Source organism: Streptomyces sp. NPDC029526 (assembly GCF_040637405.1).
Classification (GTDB): Bacteria; Actinomycetota; Actinomycetes; order Streptomycetales; family Streptomycetaceae; genus Streptomyces.
On record NZ_JBEZWE010000019.1, the window covers coordinates 1 to 23,997 of the forward strand.

Sequence of the window (23,997 nt, forward strand, 5' to 3'; positions counted from 1 at the left end):
AAACGCCCGGTTACATTCCGAACCCGGAAGCTAAGCCTTACAGCGCCGATGGTACTGCAGGGGGGACCCTGTGGGAGAGTAGGACGCCGCCGAACTCCTCTTGAGCTCCGGCTCTCGGGCATACAACCCGAGAGCCGGAGCTTTTTTGCGTTGCGGTAAAGTCATGGAGCATCGTTGACACGTTTTCCCACAGGAGGCTCCCGGGTGGAGGTCCAGGAGACGCGCGTCCAGACGGACCGTGTCCTCACCATCCCCAACATCCTCAGCATGGCGCGGCTCCTCGGCGTGCCGCTCTTCCTGTGGCTCATCCTCAGGCCGGAGTTCGGCGGACCCAACAGCGACGGCTGGGCGCTGCTCGTCCTCGCACTGAGCGGCGTCAGTGACTACCTCGACGGCAAGCTGGCGCGTCGCTGGAACCAGATCAGCAATCTGGGCCGGCTCCTCGACCCCGCGGCCGACCGGCTCTACATTCTGTCGACATTGGTCGGCCTGACGTGGCGCGAGATTCTGCCGCTGTGGCTCACGGCCGTACTTCTCGCCCGGGAACTGGTCCTGCTGGTGATGGTGGGCGTCCTCCGGCGCCACGGCTATCCGCCGCCGCAGGTGAACTTCCTGGGCAAGGCCGCCACCTTCAACCTGATGTATGCCTTCCCGTTGCTCCTGCTCAGTGACGGATCCGGCTGGATCGCGTCACTCGCCGCAATCTTCGGATGGGCGTTCGCCGGATGGGGTACAACCCTGTATTGGTGGGCAGGAGTTCTCTACGTGATACAAGTCCGCCGTCTGGTTCGTGCGGACGCCATGGCCGATTGAACTCGCTGATTCGCAAGCGCAGCGTTGCGCCTCGTCCCGCAGGGTGATCCTGCGGACCATCTCTGCGAGTGACGTCGGTCAGACCGTCGTCTCTTCGAGGAGGACGCTTCCGACATGAAGGCCGTCGTGATGGCCGGGGGAGAGGGCACGCGCCTTCGCCCCATGACCTCAAGCATGCCCAAGCCGCTCCTGCCGGTCGCCAACAGGCCGATCATGGAGCACGTGCTGCGGCTGCTCAAAAAGCACGGGCTCAATGAAACCGTGGTGACCGTCCAGTTCCTGGCGTCCCTCGTCAAGAACTACTTCGGTGACGGTGAAGAGCTCGGCATGGAGCTCACGTATGCCAATGAGGAGAAGCCCCTCGGGACCGCCGGAAGCGTCAAGAACGCCGAGGAGGCGCTGAAGGACGACGCCTTTCTCGTCATTTCCGGTGATGCACTGACCGACTTCGACCTCACCGAGCTCATCAATTTCCACAAGGAAAAGGGTGCGCTGGTCACGGTCTGCCTGACCCGTGTTCCCAATCCTCTCGAATTCGGCATCACCATCGTGGACGAGGAGGGCAAGGTCGAGCGCTTCCTCGAGAAGCCGACCTGGGGCCAGGTCTTCTCGGACACGGTGAACACCGGCATCTACGTGATGGAGCCGGAGGTCTTCGACTACGTCGAGGCCGACGTGCCCGTCGACTGGTCCGGCGACGTCTTCCCGCAGCTGATGAAGGAGGGCAAGCCCGTCTACGGGTACATCGCCGAAGGCTACTGGGAGGACGTCGGTACCCACGAGAGCTACGTGAAGGCGCAGGCCGACGTCCTCGAGGGCAAGGTCGACGTCGACCTCGACGGGTTCGAGATCTCGCCCGGTGTGTGGGTCGCCGAGGGGGCGGAGGTGCACCCGGACGCCGATCTGCGCGGACCGCTGTACATCGGCGACTACGCCAAGGTCGAAGCGGGCGCGGAGATCCGCGAGCACACGGTCGTGGGCTCCAACGTCGTCGTCAAGAGCGGCGCCTTCCTGCACAAGGCCGTCGTCCACGACAACGTGTACGTGGGGCCCCACAGCAACCTGCGCGGCTGTGTCGTCGGCAAGAACACCGACATCATGCGCGCGGCACGGATCGAGGACGGCGCGGTCATCGGTGACGAGTGCCTGGTCGGTGAGGAATCGATCGTCCAGGGCAACGTGCGGGTCTACCCGTTCAAGACCATCGAGGCGGGCGCGTTCGTCAACACGTCCGTCATCTGGGAATCCCGCGGCCAAGCACACCTCTTCGGGGCCCGCGGGGTCTCCGGCATCCTCAACGTCGAGATCACGCCCGAGCTGGCGGTCCGCCTCGCCGGCGCCTATGCGACGACCCTGAAGAAGGGCTCGACGGTCACCACGGCCCGCGACCACTCCCGCGGTGCCCGCGCGCTGAAGCGCGCGGTGATCTCCGCGCTGCAGGCGAGCGCCATCGACGTCCGGGACCTGGAGAACGTTCCGCTGCCGGTGGCCCGGCAGCAGACCGCACGGGGCAGCGCCGGCGGCATCATGATCCGGACCACGCCCGGGGTTCCGGACTCGGTCGACATCATGTTCTTCGACGGGCAGGGCGCCGACCTGTCGCAGGGCAGCCAGCGCAAGCTGGACCGGGTGTTCGCGCGCCAGGAGTACCGGCGTGCCTTCCCGGGCGAGATCGGTGACCTGCGCTTCCCCGCCAGCGTCTTCGACTCGTACACCGGATCGCTGCTGCGCAACGTCGACATCACCGGTATCGCCGAGTCGGGGCTGAAGGTCGTCGTCGACGCCTCCAACGGAAGCGCCGGCCTCGTCCTGCCGAGCCTGCTCGGGAAGCTGGGCGTGGACTCGTTGACGATCAATCCCGGTCTCGACGAGTCCCGGCCGACCGAGACGGCCGACGTGCGGCGCTCGGGGCTGGTCCGCCTCGGGGAGATCGTGGCGTCGTCCCGGGCCGCGTTCGGGGTGCGGTTCGACCCGGTGGGTGAGCGGCTGTCCCTGGTGGACGAGAAGGGCCGGATCATCGAGGACGACCGGGCCCTGCTGGTCATGCTCGACCTCATCGCGGCCGAGCGCCGCAGCGGCCGGGTCGCTCTCCCCGTGACGACCACCCGGATCGCCGAGCAGGTCGCCGCCTACCACGGCACCCAGGTCGAGTGGACGACGACGTCCCCCGACGACCTCACCCGCGTGGGCCGCGAGGAAGGGACGATCTTCGGCGGCGACGGCAAGGGCGGCTTCATCGTCCCCGAGTTCAGCAGCGTCTACGACGGCACCGCGGCCTTCGTACGGCTGATCGGCCTGGTGGCCAGGACGCAGCTCACGCTCAGTCAGATCGACGCCCGCATCCCGCGGGCCCACGTGATCCGTCGCGACCTCGCCACGCCGTGGGCCGTCAAGGGCCTCGTCATGCGGCGCGTCGTCGAGGAGGCGGGAGACCGCTTCGTCGACACCACCGACGGGGTGCGCGTCGTCGAAGCCGACGGCCGTTGGGTCATGGTGCTGCCGGACCCGGCCGAGGCGGTCACCCACCTGTGGGCGGAGGGCCCCGACGACGCCTCCGCGCAGGCTCTGCTCGACGAGTGGTCCGCCGTCGTGGACAGCGCCGGACGGTAGGCGGACGAATCCCGGCCGGCGCCCGGTCCCGCGCCACCGGGCGCCGCCCGGCCGGGACAAGGCGCGGTATGCGTGCGTGCCGGACAAGCCTCCCCAAGGGGGCCTGTCCGGCACCCGGCCAGGGCCGTTCGGAGGTACCGGCCGCGACGTGCGACGATGTCCGGCATGCCGCAGCAACCCCCCGTTCGGAGCACACCGACGCGGCCCCCGCGCCCGGACGCGTCCATGTCGTTGCTCACCAACGTCATGGACCACAGCCTCGACGACGGATACGCCGAGGCCGCGGAGCGCAGGAAGGCCGCAGGTGAAGGCGGCCTGCCGAAGACCCTGCGGGCCAAGCTGGGACTTGCCGTGGGGCTGGTGCTGGCGGCCCTGGTCGTCACCGTCGGGGCGGCGCAGGCCCGGGTCAGCGCTCCGGTCGTGGCGAAGGAACGCGAGGAACTGATCGACCGCATCGACCAGGAGACCGAGGCGGCCGACAACCTGGAGAGCCGGGTCGACGCGTTGCGCGCGGACGTGGACGCCCGTCGGCAGGAGGCCCTCAGGGACAGCGGTGGTGACCGCTCCCGACTGGTGGGCGTCCTCGCCGGCTCGGTCGCCGTGCACGGACCGGGCGTGCGGCTCGTCGTGGACGACGCCAAGGACGCCGGCACGGGCGGGAACGGTGACCCGCGCTCGGCGTCCGGCTTCTCCGACACCGGCCGGGTCCGGGACCGCGACATGCAGCGCGTGGTCAACGGGCTGTGGGAGTCGGGGGCCGAGGCGATCTCCATCAACGGTCAGCGGCTGACCGCCCTGTCGGCCATCCGGGCCGCAGGGGACGCGATACTGGTCGACAACAAACCGCTGGTGCCGCCGTACACGGTGCTCGCGGTGGGGGACGGACCGTCGCTGAGCGACCGGTTCCAGAACAGCGCCGACGGGCTCTACCTGCACGCCCTGCAGGAGAACTACGGGATCCGCACCGCCCTCTCCACGGCGGACGACCTCCGGCTGCCCGCCGCACCGAGTGTGATCGTACGAACCGCGCAGCCGATATCCGGAAAGGGCACATCGTGATCGCCGTACTGGGCCTCGTCGTGGGAGTCGTGGCCGGCCTGTTGGTCCGGCCCGAGGTTCCGGCGGTCGTCGAGCCGTATCTGCCGATCGCCGTCGTGGCGGCGCTGGACGCCGTCTTCGGCGGACTGCGGGCCATGCTCGACGGCATCTTCGACGACAAGGTCTTCGTGGTGTCGTTCCTGTCCAACGTGGTCGTGGCCGCGCTGATCGTCTTCCTCGGCGACAAGCTGGGCGTCGGCGCCCAGTTGTCCACCGGTGTGGTGGTCGTCCTCGGCATCCGCATCTTCTCCAACGCCGCGGCGATCCGCCGCCACGTCTTCCGGGCGTGAGGCCGATGAACGAGCGCGAGCAGGAACACGGAACGGGCCGCCGCGACGAGCCCGGGAGCGGGGCGGACGAGGCGGCGGAGGCACGCACCGGAGCGGGACCCGAGTCCGAGGGCCGTCCCGAGCCGCCGGTGGGCGAGGACGGACGGTCCGGACCGCTCCCTCGCCAGGGAGAGCGTCCCGGGCCCGTGCGCGGGACCGACGGGCGCCCCGCACCCGGTGCCGCATCCGGCGCGGGGCACCGCTCCGGGCCGGCACAGGGGAACGAGGACGGACCGGGACAGGCCCCTGGACCGGGCCGGCGTCCTGATCCGGAACACAATCCCGGCCCGGCGCGTGACGGCGAGGGCCGTCCGGGACGGACCGCCGGCCCGCAGCACCGCCCTGCGCCGGCGCGTGGCACCGATGCCCGTGCGGGACGGACGCCCGGGCCGGAGCATCGTCCCGGCCCGGTGCGCGGCGGCACCGAGCGCACCGACGGCGCAGGCGGACGCCCCGGGCCCGCATCGGAGCGGGGGAACCGTCCGGCACCGCCGCCCGGCGCCGGTGACGGACCGGGGAGGGCACCCGGAGGGGAGGCCCGCCCCGAGCCGCCGCACGGACGTGAGGGCCGACCGGGTCCGCGCCCCGGGCCGGAGGGGCGCCCCGGGCCGGAGGGACGCCCCGGACCCGACGGACGCTCCGGTCCGGTGCGGGGCGGAATCGACGGCCGACCGGAGCAGGCTCCCGGGCCCGGGGGTCGCCCGGCGCCGGTGCGCGGTGCCGGCGGACGACCGCCGGGGCCCGTCCCCGGGGCGGAGGGCCCTCCCGGGCCGCCGCGTGCCGGTGACGGCCGACCCGGACCGACGCCCGGCCCGGGGAACCGTCCTGGGCCGCTGCGCGGACCCGACGGCCGCCCCGGGCCCGCCCCTGCCCCTGCGCCCGGAAACCGTCCCGGGCCGGCGCCCGCCTCCGGCGGGAACCGCCCCGGGTACCAGCCGGGGCCCGACGGGCGTCCCGGTCCCCGCCGGGCGGCGCCGCACCCCGGGCAGCGAGCGCCGCAGGCAGCCCGTGCCGGGCAGCGGCCCCCGCACACCCCGCACCCCGGACAGCGGGCCCCGCAGGCCGGGCCGTCCGCGCAGGACGGGCCGGAGCGCGGGAGCAGCCTGCGCAAGGAGTTGCCCCAGGAGGTGCCCGCGAGCGCGCCGGGAGCCGCGGAGGACGCTGCCGAGGCGCGGCCCGTGCCGGAGCTGACCGGGCGGCAGCGGCTGGTGAAGGGGCTGTGGCCGCCGAGGCTGACGCGGGCCCAACTGATCGTCGCCGTGCTGCTGTTCGGCCTGGGTTTCGGCCTGGCCGTCCAGGTGGCCTCCAACAGCGACGGCGACAACGCGCTGCGCGGGGCACGTCAGGAGGATCTCGTCCGCATCCTCGATGAACTCGACGACCGCACGCAGCGTCTTGAGGACGAGAAGGCGGGCCTGGAGGAACAGCGCGACGAACTGGAGAACAGCTCCGACCAGGCCGAGGAGGCTCGGCGGCAGACAGCCGAGCGGGAACGGCAACTCGGCATCCTGGCGGGCACCGTGGCGGCCCAGGGGCCCGGCATCACGATGACCGTCGAGGACCCGAAGGGGGCGGTCGAGGCGGACATGCTGCTGGACGCCGTCCAGGAGCTGCGCGCGGCGGGTGCGGAGGCGATCCAGGTGAACGGCGTACGGGTGGTGGCCGACACCTATCTGACGGATTCCGGCAACGGCGTGGGGGTGGACGGGAACAAGATCACCGCCCCCTATCGTTTCAAGGTCATCGGCAAGCCGCAGGACCTCGAGCCGGCGCTCAACATCCCTGGAGGCGTGGTGCAGACTCTCGAGAAGGAACAGGCCACCGTGACCGTGGAGAGGTCGACCAAGATCGTCGTGGATGCCTTGCGAGCGGCGAAGCGGCCTGACTACGCTCGGTCGTCCTCCCGGTGAACCGGGGGCGCATGCGGCCCGTCCGGCGAGGGCATGAGGTTGCGGGGGGTCGGCGCACCGATTGGGCGGTGCGTGGTGGAAACTGTCTGGTGGATACGGACGTTGTGAGGATGTCCGGGTCGTCGGCCAGTGTGTTCAGTCAGGGTTCGTCCTGCCCCACGGGCGGGTCTGTTTCGGTCAAGGGGAATCGCCCGTGAAGTTGTTTGCGAAGTTGTTCGGCAAGAGCGCGCGAGAGGACAACGCCAACGCGACCGCTCGCCATCGCGCGCAGCCCGAGGAGGACGGCGGACGTCCGCTGTTCCGGGATCAGGTCGGTGCTCCGGGCGCGCCGTCGGTTGACCCTGCGCAGCAGGGAGGCATAGGTTTCGGGCAACCGTCAACCTCAGGTACGGGTGGAGACTTCTCCGGTCCGTACGCGTCCCAAGCCCCCGGTGGGCAGCCGCGGCAGGAGGATCCGTCCATGTCGGCCCTGGTGTGTACGAGGTGCGGTAACCGCAACGCGGAGAACAGCCGCTTCTGCTCCAACTGCGGCGCGCCGCTGAGGCCCGGGGTCACCCCGGAGCGTCCGTCGGAGACGACGTCGACCATCTCGATCTCCGGTCTCGAGGCGTACGACTCCGAGACGACCGGACAGACGCAGATGCCGATGCTGTCGCCGGAGGCGCAGGCCGCGGTCGACGCGCTGCCGTTCGGCTCGGCGCTGCTGGTGGTGCGCCGGGGGCCCAACTCCGGCAGCCGCTTCCTGCTCGACGGCGACCTGACGACGGCCGGCCGTCATCCGCAGAGCGACATCTTCCTCGACGACGTGACGGTCTCCCGGCGGCACGTGGAGTTCCGCCGGAGCCAGGACGGTTCGTTCACGGTGGCCGACGTCGGCAGCCTCAACGGCACCTACGTCAACCGGGAGCGGATCGACCAGGTCGCCCTGTCCAACGGGGACGAAGTGCAGATCGGCAAGTACCGGCTGGTCTTCTACGCGAGCCAGCGGGGCTACTGAGGTCCCCGGGCCGCGCCCGGGGACCCGAGGGAAGGTCCATGCCTCACACACCGAGCGGCGGCACCGGGCACGGTGCCGCCGCCGCGGACACCGGACTGATGAGCATCGGCACGGTGCTGAACGTGCTGCGCGAGGAGTTCCCCGAGGTCACCATCTCGAAGATCCGCTTCCTGGAGGCGGAGGGGCTCATCGAGCCGCGGCGCACCCCGTCGGGGTACCGCAAGTTCAGCGCCCAGGACGTGGAGCGCCTGGGGCACGTGCTGCGCATGCAGCGGGACCACTACCTGCCCCTCAAGGTCATCCGGGAGCACCTGGACGCCGTGGAGCGGGGTGAGGCGGTGTCACTGCCGGTCGTGGGCCGCCAGCGGGACGGCGAGGGCGTCGAGCCCGTGGTGGCGGACGCGCCGACGGCCGCCCGGATCGGCCGGGCGCAGCTGCTGGCCGCCGTCGGAGTCGACGAACGTGAGCTGGCGGAGTGGGAGTCGTACGGCCTCCTCACCCCGGTGGAGGACGGCGTCTACGACGCCGAGGCGGTGACCGTGGCCGGACTGGTCCGCGAGCTGGGCCGGCACGGGATCGAGCCGCGGCACCTGAGGGCGATGAAGGCCGCGGCCGACCGGGAGGCCGGGCTGGTGGACCAGGTCGTCGCCCCCCTGCGGCGGCACCGCAACCCGCAGACCAGGGCCCATGCGGAGGCCCGCACGAAGGAACTGGCGGGGCTGACCGTCCGGCTGCACACCGCGCTGGTCCACCTGGCCCTCGGTGTGCGCGCCCCCTAGGTGTGCCGTCCGGACAGGTTGGTGGCGCGCCTGGGTACCCGCCCCGCGCCGGGCGTCCGGGGCGGTTCCGGGCTGCGCCCGTCGGGGGCCGGATCGCTCACCCGTTCCCGGCCCGACTACCCAAACATCCCGGGCACGGCCTAGGGTTGCTGTGTGAACGAGCTCGATGTCGTAGGTGTCCGGGTCGAAATGCCCTCCAACCAACCGATCGTGCTGCTGCGTGAAGTGGGAGGGGACCGCTACCTCCCCATCTGGATCGGACCGGGGGAGGCGACGGCCATCGCCTTCGCCCAGCAGGGCATGGCCCCTGCTCGGCCGCTGACCCACGACCTGTTCAAGGACGTGCTGGAAGCCGTCGGACAGGAGCTCACGGAAGTGCGCATCACCGATCTGCGTGAGGGCGTCTTCTACGCGGAGCTGGTCTTCGCCAGTGGCGTGGAGGTCAGCGCGCGTCCGTCCGACGCGATAGCGCTGGCGCTGCGCACCGGGACGCCCATCTACGGCAGTGACACGGTGCTCGACGACGCCGGCATCGCCATTCCGGACGAGCAGGAGGACGAGGTGGAGAAGTTCCGCGAGTTCCTCGACCAGATCTCGCCGGAGGACTTCGGTACGAGCAGTCAGTGAGGACGCGCTCCGGGGCGCCGCACGGCGGCCGTCCACGGGCGCGATTCCGCCCGTGCGGAGCGCATTCGGCTAGCCTTTCCCCGCGACGGGGCACGGGAAACCACTCTTAGGGTGATTATCACTCGGCGTGCCGAGTGTGGCGATCGTTGACGCACCCTTGGTGACTGCCTACCGTCGGGGAGGCAGGTCAAGGACGGAGGTCGGCGTGAGAAGCAGCGGCGACGGTACGGCTGGGGGAGCCCCCGGACTGGGGGCGAGCAGCCCGTACCCTCCCATGGGCTCTCGGCTCCGCGTGGGCGGGGTGTACCCCCCGCACAGCAGCACGGCCGATCACGCGCGACATCTGACGGCCGCCTCGGCGGACACCAAAGGGGCAACGTCCATGGCGTCCGACGAGATCGGCTACCGGGGTCCCACCGCCTGCGCCGCCGCGGGGATCACCTACCGCCAGCTCGACTACTGGGCCCGTACCGGCCTGGTGGAGCCGAGCGTGCGCCCCGCCCACGGCTCCGGCACCCAGCGGCTGTACAGCTTCCGCGACGTCGTCGTCCTCAAGATCGTCAAACGCTTCCTCGACACCGGTGTGTCGCTCCAGAACATCCGGACGGCAGTCCAGCACCTGCGTGAGCGCGGCTTCAGCGATCTGGAGCGCATGACCCTGATGAGCGACGGGGCCACCGTCTACGAGTGCACCTCGCCCGACGAGGTGCACGCCCTGCTCCAGGGTGGTCAGGGCATCTTCGGCATCGCCGTGGGCGTGGTGTGGCGGGACGTCGAGGGGGCGCTGTCCCAGCTGCACGGCGAACGGGTCGACACCGGCGAGACGCTGGTCGGCCACAACCCCGCCGACGAGCTGGCCCGACGGCGCAACCGGGCCGTCTGAGACCGGGCCCGCCGCCGCACCTGACGGGCCCCGTCTGAGACCGGGCTCGTTCCCGCACCGGACGGGCTCCCACCGGCCCGGGACGACGATCCCGGCCGGAACCGGGCCGGGCCCGGACCACCGGAAGCCACCCCCGCCCGGGCCGGACACGCCCAGGACCCGAACCCGGAACCCGGGTGGATCCGGGCCGGCCCCGCCCGGACGCGACCGGGCCCCGGCCGGACCCGCCCAGGCCCCGCCGGACTCGCCCGGGCCCGGCCCGGACACGCGCCCCGGTCTCGGAGCCCCGGCAGGGCGTTGTCAGTGGCATGAGGCAGCATCGAAGACGTGAGGTCCGCGCCCACGATCCTGCATCTCGACATGGATGCCTTCTTCGCCTCGGTGGAGCAGGCGTCCAAGCCGAGTCTGCGCGGGAAGGCCGTCGTGGTGGGCGGCCTCGGGCCGCGCGGCGTGGTGGCCACGGCCTCCTACGAGGCCCGGGTGTTCGGCGTGCACTCCGCGATGCCCATGGCACAGGCGCGCCGGCTGGCCCCGCACGCCGCGTACCTCGTGCCGCGCTTCGCCTTCTACCGCTCCCTCAGCGAGCAGGTCATGACCCTCCTCAGGGATCTGTCCCCGCTGGTGGAGCCGCTGAGCCTGGACGAGGCGTTCGTGGACCTGGAGGCCGCCGGTGCCGCCTGGGACGAGACGTCGGCGCGCCGCGTCGGGGCCGGCCTGCGCGCGGACATCCGCCGGGTCACCGGGCTCACCGGATCGGTGGGGCTGGCCGCCTCCAAGATGCTCGCCAAGATCGCCTCCGAGCGGGCCAAGCCGGACGGCCTGGTGGTCATCGAACCGGGCACCGAGCGGGACCTGCTCGCGCCCCTGTCGGTGCGGACCCTGCCGGGCGTCGGGCCGGCCACCGGCGACCACCTGCGGCGTGCGGGCCTGCACACGGTGCGGGACCTCGCCGAGGCGGGCGAGGACGAACTGGTGCGGCTGCTGGGCAAGGCACACGGACACGGGCTGTACGCCATGGCGCTGGCGCACGACGAACGGCCCGTGGTGGCCGAGCGGGAGGCGAAGTCGGTGTCGGTGGAGGACACCTACGACGTCGACATCCACGACCGGGTCCGGGTCGGCACGGAGGTGCGGCGGCTCGCCGACCGGTGTGTGCGCCGGCTGCGCGGCGCGGGACTGTCGGGCCGCACCATCGTGCTGAAGGTGCGCCGCTACGACTTCTCGACACTGACCCGCTCCGAGACCCTGCGCGGGCCCACGGACGACCCGGCGGTGGTGCGGGAGGCCGCGGCCCGCCTGCTCGACGGGGTCGACACCACGGGCGGCGTGCGGCTCCTCGGCGTCGGCGTCACCGGCCTGGCCGACTACACGCAGGAGGACCTGTTCGCCCAGGCGGCAGGGGAGCGGGAGGAGGCCGTGCCGGAGGAGACCGCCACCGCGCCCGCTCCCGAGGACCGGCCGGCGGCGGAGCGGAGCTGGCCCGCCGGACACGACGTGCGGCACGCGGTGTTCGGACACGGCTGGGTGCAGGGCAGCGGGCTGGGCCGGGTCACGGTGCGTTTCGAGACGCCCGGCTCGGCACCGGGCCGGGTGAGGACCTTCCGCACCGACGACCCCGACCTGCGGCCCGCGGACCCGCTCCCGCTGGTCTCCCGCGGCCCCGGCGCACCGGACGCCGCACCGACCGCACCGGACGCCGCACCGGCCCCACCGGAGGCCGCACCGGCCGCACCGGCCGCACCGGCCGCGGCGGACGGCAGCGGGTGACCTCGGCGCCGACGGCGCGGGGCCACCCCGGACGGCGCCGACGGCGTGGGGGTAAGCGTGACCCGGAGCGCACGGTGGGGGACCGTGCGCGCGGTTTCCGGGAGGGCGGGGCCGGGCGGCGGGACGGTCAGGCCGGCTCGTCCTGGCCCGCGAGCCTGCCGAAGTCGCGGTCCGGCAGCGGCGGCGGGGCGGCGACGTCCAGGCCGTAGTGGTGGTAGAGCTGCAGCTCCTGCTCGGGGGAGAGGTGCCGCCCGACGCCGAAGTCGGGCGCGTCCTTGATCAGGGCGCGGTCGAAGGGGACGTGGAGGGCGCCCTCCACCAGTTCGCTCGGTTCCAGCGGCACGAAGGCGTCGCGGCCGAACAGACCGGTGCGTATCGCCGCCCACTCGGGGACTCCCGTGGCGTCGTCGAGGTAGACCTCGTCGATCGTTCCGATGCGGTGTCCGTTGCGGTCGAACGCCTTGCGGCCGATCAGGTGGCGCGGGTCGATGTCGGTACGCACGGGCCCTCCACAGGTCGCACTCATCCGTAAGCACTACAGAACGGCACATTCGGTCCGGCGGCCACTCGAAGGTCCGTGCGGGGCCCTCGCTGGTACGCTGGCTTTCGGCCGCTGACCCCGTGCGGGAGAGTCCTCCAGGCACCATCGGAGGCGCCGAAGGAGCAAATCCTCCCCGGAATCTCTCAGGCCCACGTACCGCACGGACGAGGTCACTCTGGAAAGCAGGGCGGGTGTCGACGGCTTCCGCTCTCACCGACGGTGAAAGCCGGGCGTCCCTGGGGCGGTCCGGTGAAGCTCTCAGGTCGAGATGACAGAGGGGGAGGCCGTCCGGGTACCCGTGCCGTGGTGCCCCACGAAGGTCGTCAGACCAGGAGGCCTCCGCAATGACCGCCCATCGCACTCCGCTCTCCGAGCTCGAGCAGGGGATCCCCTTCGAGCAGCGCCACATCGGACCCGACCACGAAGCCCGGGCCAAGATGCTCGCCCAGGTCGGCTACGGCTCGCTCGACGAGCTGACGGCCGCCGCGGTGCCGGACGTCATCAAGAACGCCGACGCCCTGGACCTGCCCGGCGCCCGCAGCGAGGCCGAGGTGCTCGCCGAACTGCGCTCCCTGGCCGGACGCAACCAGGTGCTCGGTTCGATGATCGGCCTCGGCTACTACGGGACGTTCACTCCGCCCGTCATCCTGCGCAACGTCATGGAGAATCCCGCCTGGTACACGGCGTACACGCCCTACCAGCCGGAGATCTCCCAGGGCCGCCTGGAGGCCCTGCTGAACTTCCAGACCACCGTCGCGGAGCTGACCGGGCTGCCGACCTCCGGCGCCTCGCTGCTCGACGAGGGCACCGCCGCCGCCGAGGCGATGGCGCTGTCGCGGCGCATGGGCAAGAACAAGAAGGGCCTGTTCCTGGTCGACGCGGACGCCCTGCCGCAGACCATCGCCGTGATCCGCACCCGCGCGGTGCCGACGGGTGTCGAGGTCGTCGTCGCCGACCTCAGCGACGGCATCCCCGCCGAGATCGCCGAGCGCGAGATCAACGGCGTGCTGCTGCAGTACCCCGGCGCCTCCGGTGCCGTCCGCGACCTCAAGCCGGTCATCGACCAGGCGCACGACCTCGGCGCCCTGGTCACCGTGGCCGCCGACCTGCTGGCGCTCACGCTGCTGACGTCGCCCGGTGAGCTCGGCGCGGACATCGCCGTCGGCACCACCCAGCGCTTCGGCGTGCCGATGGGCTTCGGCGGGCCGCACGCCGGCTACATGGCCGTACGGGAGAAGATGGCCCGCAGCCTGCCCGGCCGCCTCGTCGGCGTCTCCGTCGACGTGGACGGCAACCAGGCCTACCGGCTGGCGCTGCAGACCCGCGAGCAGCACATCCGCCGGGAGAAGGCCACCAGCAACATCTGCACCGCCCAGGTGCTGCTCGCCGTCATGGCCGGCATGTACGCCGTCTACCACGGCCCGGAGGGCCTGCGCGCCATCGCCCGCCGCACCCACCGTTACGCCACGATCCTCGCCGAGGGCCTGCGGGCCGGCGGGGTCGAGATCGTGCACGACTCCTACTTCGACACCGTGACCGCGCGGGTTCCCGGCCGGGCCGCGGAGGTCGTCGCCGCCGCACGGGACAACGGCGTCAACCTGCGGCTCGTCGACGCCGACCACGTCTCGGCCGCCTGCGACGAGACCACCACCCGCGACCGGCTGACGGCCGTCTGGCGGGCCTTCGGGGTCGACGGCGACGTCGAGTCCCTGGACGGCACCGCGCGGGACACCCTGCCGGAGGCGCTGCTGCGCTCCGACGAGTTCCTGACCCACCCGGTCTTCCACCAGTACCGTTCCGAGACGGCGATGCTGCGCTACCTGCGCCGGCTCGCCGACCGCGACTACGCGCTGGACCGCGGCATGATCCCGCTGGGCTCGTGCACCATGAAGCTCAACGCGACGACCGAGATGGAGCCGATCACCTGGCCCGAGTTCGGTCAGCTGCACCCCTTCGCGCCCGCGGAGCAGGCCGCCGGGTACCTCACGCTCATCCGTGAACTGGAGGAGCGGCTCGCCGAGGTCACCGGCTACGACAAGGTCTCCCTGCAGCCCAACGCCGGCTCCCAGGGCGAGCTGGCCGGTCTGCTCGCCGTCCGCGGCTACCACCGCGCCAACGGCGACGAGCAGCGCACCGTCTGCCTCATCCCGTCCTCCGCGCACGGCACCAACGCGGCCAGCGCGGTCATGGCCGGCATGAAGGTCGTCGTCGTCAGGACCGCCGACGACGGCGAGGTCGACGTCGAGGACCTGCGCGCCAAGATCGAGCAGTACCGTGACCAGCTCGCCGTGCTGATGATCACCTACCCGTCGACGCACGGGGTGTTCGAGGAGCACGTCGCCGACATCTGCGCGGCGGTGCACGAGGCGGGCGGCCAGGTCTACGTGGACGGTGCCAACCTCAACGCCCTGGTCGGTCTGGCCAAGCCGGGCCACTTCGGCGGCGACGTCTCGCACCTGAACCTGCACAAGACCTTCTGCATCCCGCACGGCGGCGGCGGACCCGGCGTCGGCCCGGTCGGCGTCCGCGCCCACCTGGCGCCCTACCTGCCGAACCACCCCATGCAGCCCGAGGCCGGTCCGGAGACCGGGGTCGGCCCGATCTCGGCGGCCCCCTGGGGCTCGGCGGGCATCCTGCCCATCTCCTGGGCCTACGTCCGGCTCATGGGCGGCGAGGGCCTCAAGCGGGCCACGCAGGTGGCGGTGCTCAGCGCCAACTACATCGCCAAGCGTCTGGAGCCGCACTACCCGGTGCTCTACACCGGCCCCGGCGGGCTGGTCGCGCACGAGTGCATCATCGACCTGCGCCCGCTGACCAAGGCGACCGGCGTCAGCGTCGACGACGTGGCCAAGCGGCTGATCGACTACGGCTTCCACGCGCCGACCATGTCCTTCCCGGTGGCGGGCACGCTGATGATCGAGCCGACCGAGTCGGAGGACCTGGCCGAGCTGGACCGGTTCTGCGAGACGATGATCGCCATCCGCGCGGAGATCGAGAAGGTCGGGTCGGGCGAGTGGCCCGCCGAGGACAACCCGCTGCGCAACGCCCCGCACACCGCGGCCGCGCTCGGCGGGGAGTGGGACCACGCCTACAGCCGCGAGGAAGCGGTGTTCCCGGCCGGCGTGAACGCCGCCGACAAGTACTGGCCGCCGGTGCGGCGCATCGACCAGGCCTTCGGCGACCGCAACCTGGTGTGCTCCTGCCCGCCGCTGGACGCGTACGAGGACTGAGGCGCGGCGTGCGGCCACGCCCCCGGTGACGCCGGCGCGTGGCACGGGGCACGCGTCGTGGCACGCACGGGCCGTGTGTGCGGGTGCCCGGCCGGGAGTCTCCCGGCCGGGCACCCGGCGTTTCGGAGGGCCGTGGCGTCGGCCGGTGACCGCCGGGCCGCCTCGCGGGTGGCCCCCGCCCGGGGTGCCACCACGGCGGGGGCCGCGCCGGGATCCCTCTCCGGCGTCCCAGGCGGAGCCCTGGCTTGTCCGGGGCGCGGGCCGGGGGAGTCGGCTGGGGGTGGCCGTTCAGCCGGGGGAGTCGGCTGGGGGTGGCCGTCCAGCCGGGGGAGTCGGCTGGAGGCGGCCGGCCCGTCCGTCCGTCCGTCCGTGGTGACCGCGCCCCACCGCATCCGCCGGTCAGCGGACGGCCAGGTCCCCGATGGACGGTTCCAGCAGGTCGAAGGCCTGGGTCGCCTCCGCGGCCACCGTCGCCTCGATCTCCCGCGCCGGCAGTCCGGCGAGGGTGAGGTGCTGGATGCGCTGGAACAGCAGCCGGTGGACGGAACCGAGGAGCGCCGCCGCCACGCGGACCACGACGTCGTCGGCCGCCACGCCCTCCGCCCGCGCCAGGGCTTCGCCCAGCGCCTCCTCCCTGCGGTCGTGCAGGCCGCGCACACAGGCGGTCAGGGTGGCGCTGTCGGCGACCATCCTGGCGAAGTCCGGGCCGGTGAAGCCGCTCACCGGATCGTGCGCGGCGACGGACGCGGCGAACGAGCGGCGCAGCGCGCCCAGGGCCGACTCGCCCGGGTGCCGCGCGGCCACCGCCGAGGCCAGGGCCGCGACGAAGACGTCCTGGTGGTCCAGGGCCAGGTCCTCCTTGCGGGGGAAGTAGTTGGTGACCGTCTTCTTCGACACCCGCGCGGCGTCGGCGATCTCGGCGATCGTCGTCGCGTCGAAGCCCTGCCGGAGGAACAGACGGGTGGCCTGGTCGGAGATGTGACGCCGGGTCTCCTGCTTCTTGACCTCGCGGAGGCCGACCGCGGGCGCCGGCGCCCTGCTTTCGCCTTGGCTGTTCATGCGCAGAATCTTACCCCCATGGTAAAAATATGTTGACAGTAACTAGGGTCCATGCGTAAGTTTACTTCCGACGTAAAAATCGACCCGGGGGAGTACATGATCGATCCTGACGTCCTGCACCCGCTTCCGGAGCACCACCGCGTGGTGTTCCTCAGGCCGCTGGTGACCTCGCCGACGGTGGACGTGGGCGAGTACACGTACTACGACGACCCCGACGGCGCCACGGAATTCGAGCGGCGCAACGTCCTCTACGCCTACGGACCGGAGAAGCTGGTCATCGGACGGTTCTGCGCCATCGCGGCCGGCACCCGCTTCCTGATGGCCGGGGCGGAGCATCCGACGATGGGGGTGTCGACCTACCCGTTCACGATGTTCGGCGGAGAGTGGGCCGACCGGACCCTCGACCTGGTCACCGGTATGCCCAGCCGCGGGGACACGGTGATCGGCAACGACGTCTGGTTCGGCTACGGGGCCACCGTCATGCCGGGCGTGCGCATCGGCGACGGTGCCATCGTCGCCGCCGGAGCCGTCGTCACGGCCGACGTGGCGCCGTACACCGTGGTCGGCGGCAACCCCGCCCGAGAGATCCGCCGGCGCTACCCCGACACGGACGTCGAGCTGCTGCTGAAGGCCGCCTGGTGGGACTGGCCGATCGAGACGATCACCCGGCACGTGCGCACGATCATGGCCGGCACTCCCGCCGAGATCGCCGCGATCGCCGAGCGCGAGCACGGCCGCCACGGCACCGCACCGACGACCTGACCGCCCCCGCGCGACCGGCCCACGCCCCACGCCCCACGCCCCCGCGGCCCGCAGAGCAAGGAGCACGACGTGACCGACACCCCGTCCACCCCGGCCACCGTGGCGAGGACACTGCCGCCGCCGACGGCGCAGGCGGAACGCCTCATCGAGCTCGGGCTGCACACGCCCGCCGGGACACCCGCCGAGGAGATCCGTGCCTTCGCCGCCCAGCTGCCCGACGGCGGCGACACCCTGCTGGCCGTCCACCCCGACCGCCTCCCCGCCTCGGTCCTCGCGCCGCTCGTCCGGCACGCCGGCAAGCCCGGCTTCGTGGTGACCGACATGGCCGACGTCGACCGCTTCAGCCCTTACCGGGTGGACCTGCCCGACGCCGCTCTCTACGCCGTCACCGGGATCGACCGGGGAGACCACCTGGCCAACTGGAGCCCGGAGGAGGCGCTGCCCGCCCTCGAAGGTGAGGGCCGGACCCCGTTGCTGCTCAGCGAGGGCATCCACTGGGTGCTCCAGCAGCCCGGGATCCTGGAGCGCAACCGCTGCTTCATGACCATCGGCTCCCGGCTGCGCAAGCCGAAGGGGACGTACGACGCCCGCACGCCGGCGATCTGGATCAGCAACGGCACCGGCCGTGACGGCAAGGAGAGGCGCGACGCCCCGAAGATCGGCTGGTGCTGGTGGGGCAACCGCCACACCTGGCTGGGGTTCGCCTCCGCCACGGGCCGAACCGTCTGACCCGACCGGAGCCGTCGGCGCGGCGCCGCCGTGCGGTCCGGAGCCGGGGCCGCCCGCGGCGCGCGCGTCCGACGCCGGGCACCGGTCCGGGCCCTCGCCCCGTCCCTCCGGCCCCGTGCGGTCGCGGGCAGGGCGCGGGGGCGGGACGGACTACGCCGGGTAGGCGTGGGTCTGGGTCGCCTTGACCGCCGCCCACACCGGGGCACCCGGCCGCAGGCCGAGTTCGGCGGCGGCCACCGTGGTCAGGTCGGCGGCCAGCGGCAGCTCACCGGTCAGGTCGGCCCGGACCCGGTCGCCGTGCACCTCCAGGCCGGCGACCTCGCAGCGCCACAGGTTGCGGGCGCTGGACCCGCCGGGACGCTCCGCGTGCAGGGTCACCGCACTCGGCGGGAACGCCACGAAGGCGTCCCCGGTCAGGTGCTCGCCGGTGGCGACGGCGGGGCCCCCGGCGAGGCGGACAGTGTGGCCGTCGGCGTCCCCGCGGTACAGGTTCAGCCCGACCAACCGGGCGATGTACTCGCTGCGGGGGTGACGGGCGATGTCGGAGGGCGTGCCGTCCTGCACGGTCCGGCCCTCCTCGACCACCACGAGACGGTCGGCGAGCACCATCGCGTCCAGCGGATCGTGCGTCACCAGGACGGCGACGGCCTCGAAGGCAGCGAGGTGGCGGCGGAGTTCCGCCCGCACCTCCAGCCGGGTGCGGGCGTCCAGAGCTGCCAGCGGTTCGTCCAGGAGCAGCAGCCGCGGACGGGTGGCGAGGGCCCGGGCGAGCGCCACCCGCTGGGCCTGGCCGCCGGAGAGCCGGCGGGGCTTGGCACCGGCCTGTCCCGACAGTCCCATGCGGTCCAGCCACTCGGCGGCCAGCGCACGGGCCTCCCTCTTCCCGGCACCCCGGCAGCGCGGCCCGAAGGCCACGTTGTCGAGCGCGGTCAGGTGCGGGAAGAGCAGGTAGTCCTGGAAGACGACGCCGACCGGGCGGGACTCGGGTGCCGTGTCCCCCAGGTCCCGCCCGTCCAGCCGCAGATGCCCCTCGGTGAGCGGGGAGAGGCCCGCCAGGGCGCGCAGCGCGGTGGACTTGCCCGCGCCGTTCGGGCCGAGCAGCGCGACCACGTCCCCCGGCGCCGCGCGCAGCGCGACGTCCAGCCGGAAGGAGCCCCGGTCCACCACGAGCCGGGCGTCGAGTCCCTCTGCGCCGGGGCAGGAACGCCCGGGCGACGGGACGGGCCGTGCGGGGCCGCTGCCGGCGGTGCCGCGGGCGCCCGGCCCGCCGTCCGGGTGCCCCCGGTCCGTCGCTCCGCCGGCCGTCCCGCCGGCTCCGGCACAGGGATCGCCGGTGCCGCGGGGACACTCCGGCGGGCCGTCCGTCATCCCGTTCACACCGCCCTCGTCCAGCGGTCGCGCAGTCCGGCCAGCACGGCGATGGACACCGCCAGCAGGACCAGGCTCAGGGCGATGGCCGCCGCCGGGTCGTTCTGCAGGGCCAGGTACACGGCGAGCGGCATCGTCTGGGTGCGGCCGGGGAAGTTGCCCGCGAAGGTGATCGTGGCGCCGAACTCGCCGAGGGCCCTCGCCCAGGCCAGCACGGCCCCGGCCGCGATGCCGGGGAGGATCAGCGGCAGGGTGACCCGGCGGAAGGCGGTGAACCTGGAGGCGCCCAGGGTGGCTGCGGCCTCCTCGAACCGCGGGTCCGCGGCCCGCAGGGTGCCCTCGACGCTGATGACGAGGAACGGCATCGCCACGAAGGTCTCGGCGACCACGACACCGGCGGTGGAGAAGGGCAGCGTGATGCCGAACCAGGCGTCCAGCCACTGGCCGACGACACCGTTGCGGCCGAGGGCGAGCAGCAGCGCCACACCGCCCACCACCGGCGGGAGGACCAGGGGCAGCGTGACCAGGGCCCGGACCAGTCCCCGCCCGGGGAAGTCCGTGCGCGCCAGCAGCCAGGCGAGGGGCACGCCGAACAGCAGGCTGAGCGCGGTCGCCGCCGTGGCGCAGAGCAGCGAGAGCCGCAGCGCCTCCCACACCTCGGGGCTGCGCAGCTGTTCCGGCAGACTGCCCCAGGGGGCGCGCAGGAGCAGCGCGAGGAGGGGCACGAGGAGGAATGCGAGCCCCAGCACGGCAGGCACGAGGAGCGGCAGCGGGACGCCCCGGCCGGGCGGGTGCCGCCCGGTCTTCCCGGCCCCCCGGGCACGGCCGGGCCCGGGCCGTGCGGACGCCCGGTCCACGGGGCGGGGGGACTCACCGGCGCCGGTCATGGCGCGAGGAACCCGGCACCGTTCAGGACCCGCTGTCCCTCGGCCGACCGGACCAGCGCGAGGAACGCCCGCGCGGCCGTCGGGTTGGGCGCGTTCTTCAGCACGGTGGCCGGGTAGTCGTTGACGGCCTCGGCCGACTCGGGGAAGTCCACGCCGTCCACCCTGTCACCCGCCGCCCTCACATCCGTCCGGTACACGACGGCGGCGTCCGCCTCCTTCAGTTCGACCTTCGTCAGGGCGCTCTTGACGTCCTGCTCGTACGAGACCGGGGTGAGATCGACGCCGGCGGCGGTCAGCGCGGTCCGGGCGGCGGCACCACAGGGGACGGAGCGGTCGCACAGGACGACCTTCAGACCGGGCCGGGTCAGGTCGCTGAGGGAACCGATGTCGCGCGGGTTGCCCGCGAGGGTGGCGACGGCCAGGCGGTTGCGGGCGAAGGGGGCGGGTGTGCCGTCGGCGTCGCCGTGGCGGGTGACGATCCCCATGGTCCTCGTGCTGGCGGCGGCGAAGACGTCGGCCGGGGCGCCGTTGGTGATGCCGGCGGCGAGGCTGTCGCTGCCGCCGAAGTTGAACGTGACCTTCGTGCCCGGGTGGGCCTTCTCGAACCGTTCGCCCAGGACCGTGAAGCTCTCCTCGAGCGAGGCGGCGGCGAAGACGGTGACCGACCCGGTGGGGCTGCCCTCGCGGGCCCCGGGCGCGCCCTCCCCGTCGGCGGCGCACGCACCGGTCAACAACAGGAGGGCGGCGGCCCCGGCGCCGGCCGCGGTCCGGACGGGGCGCGTCCGGACGGTACGCGTCCGGACGGCCGTGGAGAGCCGCCACGGCCGGTCCGACGGGCGCGCGGTACGACGACGGGACATTCCTCGGCCGCTCCCTCGGGGTGCGAGACGGAGGGAAGGCACCGTGCTGCGCGGCCTTCCACCTGTCCGACCATCATGGCGCAGATGCGAGGCAGAAGTCATCCATGGCATCGCACAAGCGAGGTCCCCGGATGATCGGGTGGGTGTGTGCGTTCGTCCGACCGACGAGCGGGATGCCGGGGCGCACCGGCCACCGGGGACGGGGGACAGAGGCGGTTACGGGGGCAGGGAGGGGACGGGGGAGGCCCGCTGGCCCGGTGCCGGGCCGTCGGCCGATCCGGCCCGCGGGACAGGAGCCGGCGTCAGACCCGGTCGATGTGGACGTTCGTCGACTTCACGCGGGCGGTGGCCTCCATGCCGACCTCCAGCCCCAGGTCCTCGACGGCCTCCCGGGTGAGCAGCGAGACGAGGCGGTGCGGCCCGGCCTGGATCTCCACCTGGGCGGCGACGTCACCCAGCTTGATCGCGGTGACGATGCCAGGGAAGGCGTTGCGGGCCGAGGTGTACGGGGCGTCCTCCTCGTCCGTGGCCGCCCTGGCGAGCTCGACCGAGAAGGCGGCCAGATCCCGGCCGTCGATGAGGCGGCGTCCGCCCCGGTCGCGGTGGGTGGTGATCCGCCCGGCGTCGGCCCAGCGGCGGGCGGTGTCGGGGCTCACGCCGAGCAGTCGTGCTGCCTGGCCGATGGTGTAGGACTGCATGCCGGTCACCCTATGGGCGCGTGCCGTGCGCTGGGTGCGTGCCGTCGCTGCGCCGACGGTCCGGCACGCGAGGCGAGACCGACGCGCCGGACGCGACGGACGGGCGGGATGTGCGGGACGTGTGGCAAAACCGGGCGGCGGGGGACGGCCCGTCACCCGGCCTTCGTGTCCCCGCCTCCCCGCCGGCCGCGAGCGCGTGCTTCTTCACCGGCCGCGAGCGCGTGCGTCGCCGCCGGTCGGGACGGTCCGGTCAGGCCGTGGTCATGACCGGGCCGGTGTCCCGGGGGCGCTGCGGCGCGATGACGCTGCCGTCGGGCAGCAGCTCACCGAGGTCCTCGAAGAGCACGACACCGTTGCACAGCAGGCTCCAGCCCTGTTCCGGGTGGTGCGCCGCGAGACGGGCGGACTCACGGTCGGCGGAGTCGGCTGAGGGGCACGGTGGCTGGTGCTGGCACATGGGTGGGTTCTCTCGCTCTGTGGTGTCCTGTGGCATGGCGGATCGTGCAGTCGCGCGGCTCGAAGCGTCGTTCATGGCCGCCCCCCGTGGTGACAAGTCGGTCGGGAACAGTGTTGCCGCAAGGGCGTCGATCCGCAGGGATTTCGCGGTACCGCCCCTCCTGCCGGGAGGACGCGTCACCCGCGCGGACGGTTCATCCCAACTGCACTGTCACTTCGGGTGGTTCGAGGGGGCCGGATCGGGCTAGTCCCCCCACCCCGACGGGTAAGGTCCGCCCCGTCACGACGCCCGGCACGCACTCCCGCCGCACCGGCCGAAAGTCCGGGTACGTCCAGTAAGAGCACGTCCAGTACGAGCACTTCCAGTACGAGCACTTCCATCCGGCACGCCGAGGCCGCGCACCGGAACGCCGCTCCTCGACGGGCGAACGCTGCCTGCCGCGGCACCGGCCATGGGCGCCGGCATGCCTCACGGCACGCACCCCGCCGTGCCCGGAACGCCCGGGGCGGCGGGGTGCGGGTGCGGGGTGCGGGTGCGTCGTGCGGAGGGGACGGTGCGCGTCACGCGCGGCGGCGCGCAGGGCACCGGCCGTGGGTCACGCCGGGGAGCCGAGCAGGCGGGGCCGGGTCACCCGATGGGTCAGCACCGGGAGCAGGTCGGCCACCCGGTGCGGACGGTGCGCGGCGATCCCGGGCGGGGCCGGGGCCAGTGGGACGAGCAGGTCGGTGGCGGCCGGACGGCCCGCGGCGCCGTCCGCGGTGCGGTCGCCGTGCAGCCAGAGCGTCAGCATGTACAGCTCCGGCACCGACAGCAACCGGGGCTGGTACGCCTCTGTCATCGCCTCGGCCTGGCGCAGCGCCAGTTCGGTGGAGGTGACGTAGGGCCCCTCGAAGAAGCGGGAGAACGTCCAGCCGTCGGCGGTGAGCACGGTGTCCGCCGCGGCCACCGCGTGTTCGCCGGAGCGGACCAGGAACCGCCAGCCGGCCAGTCGCGTCGCCGAGCCGCCGGTGGTGATCCCGTCCAGGACGTGCACGGGCAGCGGCTGCTCGGGCGTGAGGGGGCGTGGGGCGCCCAGGAGCGAGGGCGTGCGGGCGTCGCGGACCGCGGTGGGGGAGGAGAGCGCGGTCAGGACGGACCGCAGGGCGGGCGCGGGAGCCGGAGGGACATGCAGGGGCATGGTGGGTCGCCTCTCATTCGAAGGCACGGTGGCACGAGGGCGGGGGGTGGCGGGGCGTGGCGGACGGCGCTGTCTGCTCGCGGAAGTCAGAGAGGCGGGGGCCGGGCCGGAGCCCGAGAGGTGGGGGTGAGGACTGCCGGACGTCACCTCGTCGGCTGGATCGCTCGACCGCGGCGCCAGCTCTCTGCCTTGTTCACGGAGTTTATACGAAACGTGTTAGGGCTATGTTTCGGCTAGCCGTTTCGAGCAGGGAAAACAAGGGTACTTCCGGTCGATGAAATGCGTGAACCATCCCGGTTCCGTGGCGACTGCGGAGCGGTGACCTGGAGGAATGTGCGGGGAGCGGTCGGCCCATTTCGATCGGCGTTTTTCACGATTCCCCAATGGGTGCGTGACGCCTGTGGCGCTTCATGCCC

General features: G+C 72.9%; 21 protein-coding genes, 1 rRNA gene and 1 riboswitch. Of the genes, 14 read left to right on the forward strand and 8 right to left on the reverse strand.

Annotated elements, in window-relative coordinates; all coding sequences use genetic code 11:
* The 11 genes from rrf to AB0F01_RS27110 all read left to right on the forward strand — a co-directional run.
* Window positions 1-95 (forward strand): 5S ribosomal RNA (gene rrf / locus AB0F01_RS27060); the annotation flags it as partial.
* 109 nt (window positions 96-204) lie between these two features.
* Window positions 205-813 carry a CDP-alcohol phosphatidyltransferase family protein gene (locus AB0F01_RS27065; protein WP_362100919.1) on the forward strand — a complete coding sequence of 203 codons (609 nt, stop codon included), beginning with the start codon at window positions 205-207 and terminating at the stop codon, window positions 811-813.
* 114 nt (window positions 814-927) lie between these two features.
* The gene (locus tag AB0F01_RS27070) at window positions 928-3,423 is read left to right on the forward strand and encodes a mannose-1-phosphate guanyltransferase (protein WP_362100922.1); all 2,496 of its coding nucleotides are present in this window, start codon (window positions 928-930) and stop codon (window positions 3,421-3,423) included.
* Window positions 3,424-3,648: 225 nt separating this feature from the next.
* Window positions 3,649-4,482: a DUF881 domain-containing protein gene (locus tag AB0F01_RS27075; RefSeq protein WP_362100925.1), complete on the forward strand. Its 834-nt coding sequence runs from the start codon at window positions 3,649-3,651 to the stop codon at window positions 4,480-4,482.
* Window positions 4,479-4,811: a small basic family protein gene (locus tag AB0F01_RS27080; RefSeq protein ID WP_003988855.1), complete on the forward strand. Its 333-nt coding sequence runs from the start codon at window positions 4,479-4,481 to the stop codon at window positions 4,809-4,811. The genes AB0F01_RS27075 and AB0F01_RS27080 overlap by 4 nt, the downstream gene beginning before the upstream one ends.
* A 1,166-nt stretch (window positions 4,812-5,977) precedes the next feature.
* Window positions 5,978-6,760, forward strand: coding sequence for a DUF881 domain-containing protein (locus tag AB0F01_RS27085; RefSeq protein ID WP_362100927.1), 783 nt, complete (start codon window positions 5,978-5,980; stop codon window positions 6,758-6,760).
* 61 nt (window positions 6,761-6,821) lie between these two features.
* The gene (locus AB0F01_RS27090; protein ID WP_362100930.1) at window positions 6,822-7,757 is read left to right on the forward strand and encodes an FHA domain-containing protein; all 936 of its coding nucleotides are present in this window, start codon (window positions 6,822-6,824) and stop codon (window positions 7,755-7,757) included.
* A gap of 38 nt (window positions 7,758-7,795) precedes the next feature.
* Complete coding sequence (locus tag AB0F01_RS27095) at window positions 7,796-8,536, forward strand: MerR family transcriptional regulator (RefSeq protein ID WP_362100933.1); 741 nt, start codon at window positions 7,796-7,798, stop codon at window positions 8,534-8,536.
* A gap of 153 nt (window positions 8,537-8,689) precedes the next feature.
* On the forward strand, window positions 8,690-9,163 hold the full coding sequence (locus tag AB0F01_RS27100; protein ID WP_026253112.1) for a bifunctional nuclease family protein: 474 nt from the start codon (window positions 8,690-8,692) through the stop codon (window positions 9,161-9,163).
* Between the two features lie 205 nt (window positions 9,164-9,368).
* Window positions 9,369-10,046, forward strand: coding sequence for a MerR family transcriptional regulator (locus AB0F01_RS27105; protein ID WP_362100936.1), 678 nt, complete (start codon window positions 9,369-9,371; stop codon window positions 10,044-10,046).
* A gap of 327 nt (window positions 10,047-10,373) precedes the next feature.
* A complete protein-coding gene (locus AB0F01_RS27110) occupies window positions 10,374-11,813 on the forward strand; it encodes a DNA polymerase IV (protein WP_362100938.1) in 1,440 nt (479 codons plus the stop codon).
* Between the two features lie 127 nt (window positions 11,814-11,940).
* On the opposite strand, the gene AB0F01_RS27115 is transcribed toward AB0F01_RS27110, so the two are convergent.
* On the reverse strand, window positions 11,941-12,315 hold the full coding sequence (locus AB0F01_RS27115) for a PRC-barrel domain-containing protein (protein WP_362100941.1): 375 nt from the start codon (window positions 12,313-12,315) through the stop codon (window positions 11,941-11,943).
* A gap of 112 nt (window positions 12,316-12,427) precedes the next feature.
* Window positions 12,428-12,523, forward strand: a riboswitch (glycine riboswitch).
* A 175-nt stretch (window positions 12,524-12,698) separates the two neighbouring features.
* Between AB0F01_RS27115 and gcvP the strand changes: the two genes are divergently transcribed.
* On the forward strand, window positions 12,699-15,584 hold the full coding sequence (gene gcvP / locus AB0F01_RS27120) for an aminomethyl-transferring glycine dehydrogenase (protein ID WP_362100944.1): 2,886 nt from the start codon (window positions 12,699-12,701) through the stop codon (window positions 15,582-15,584).
* 399 nt (window positions 15,585-15,983) lie between these two features.
* Here the strand turns inward: gcvP and AB0F01_RS27125 are convergent, their stop codons facing one another.
* The gene (locus tag AB0F01_RS27125; protein ID WP_362100947.1) at window positions 15,984-16,643 is read right to left on the reverse strand and encodes a helix-turn-helix domain-containing protein; all 660 of its coding nucleotides are present in this window, start codon (window positions 16,641-16,643) and stop codon (window positions 15,984-15,986) included.
* 51 nt (window positions 16,644-16,694) lie between these two features.
* On the opposite strand from AB0F01_RS27125, the gene AB0F01_RS27130 reads away from it, so the two are divergent.
* Both AB0F01_RS27130 and AB0F01_RS27135 read left to right on the forward strand, forming a co-directional pair.
* Window positions 16,695-17,405, forward strand: a complete 711-nt coding sequence (locus AB0F01_RS27130; protein ID WP_362100950.1) for a CatB-related O-acetyltransferase — start codon at window positions 16,695-16,697, stop codon at window positions 17,403-17,405.
* A 69-nt stretch (window positions 17,406-17,474) separates the two neighbouring features.
* Window positions 17,475-18,134: a DUF5701 family protein gene (locus tag AB0F01_RS27135; protein ID WP_362100953.1), complete on the forward strand. Its 660-nt coding sequence runs from the start codon at window positions 17,475-17,477 to the stop codon at window positions 18,132-18,134.
* A 150-nt stretch (window positions 18,135-18,284) separates the two neighbouring features.
* Here the strand turns inward: AB0F01_RS27135 and AB0F01_RS27140 are convergent, their stop codons facing one another.
* The 6 genes from AB0F01_RS27140 to AB0F01_RS27165 all read right to left on the reverse strand — a co-directional run bounded on the left by AB0F01_RS27140 (window position 18,285) and on the right by AB0F01_RS27165 (window position 23,581).
* Window positions 18,285-19,301 carry an ABC transporter ATP-binding protein gene (locus AB0F01_RS27140; protein ID WP_362100956.1) on the reverse strand — a complete coding sequence of 339 codons (1,017 nt, stop codon included), beginning with the start codon at window positions 19,299-19,301 and terminating at the stop codon, window positions 18,285-18,287.
* A gap of 206 nt (window positions 19,302-19,507) precedes the next feature.
* A complete protein-coding gene (locus tag AB0F01_RS27145) occupies window positions 19,508-20,272 on the reverse strand; it encodes an ABC transporter permease (protein WP_362101127.1) in 765 nt (254 codons plus the stop codon).
* 113 nt (window positions 20,273-20,385) lie between these two features.
* Complete coding sequence (gene modA, locus AB0F01_RS27150) at window positions 20,386-21,249, reverse strand: molybdate ABC transporter substrate-binding protein (protein ID WP_362100959.1); 864 nt, start codon at window positions 21,247-21,249, stop codon at window positions 20,386-20,388.
* Window positions 21,250-21,551: 302 nt separating this feature from the next.
* A complete protein-coding gene (locus tag AB0F01_RS27155) occupies window positions 21,552-21,947 on the reverse strand; it encodes a helix-turn-helix transcriptional regulator (RefSeq protein WP_362100961.1) in 396 nt (131 codons plus the stop codon).
* A 250-nt stretch (window positions 21,948-22,197) separates the two neighbouring features.
* Window positions 22,198-22,404 (reverse strand): DUF5999 family protein, encoded by a 207-nt coding sequence (locus tag AB0F01_RS27160; protein WP_362100964.1) that lies wholly within the window; start codon window positions 22,402-22,404, stop codon window positions 22,198-22,200.
* Between the two features lie 595 nt (window positions 22,405-22,999).
* Window positions 23,000-23,581: a hypothetical protein gene (locus AB0F01_RS27165; RefSeq protein ID WP_362100966.1), complete on the reverse strand. Its 582-nt coding sequence runs from the start codon at window positions 23,579-23,581 to the stop codon at window positions 23,000-23,002.
* Window positions 23,582-23,997: the final 416 nt, after the last annotated feature.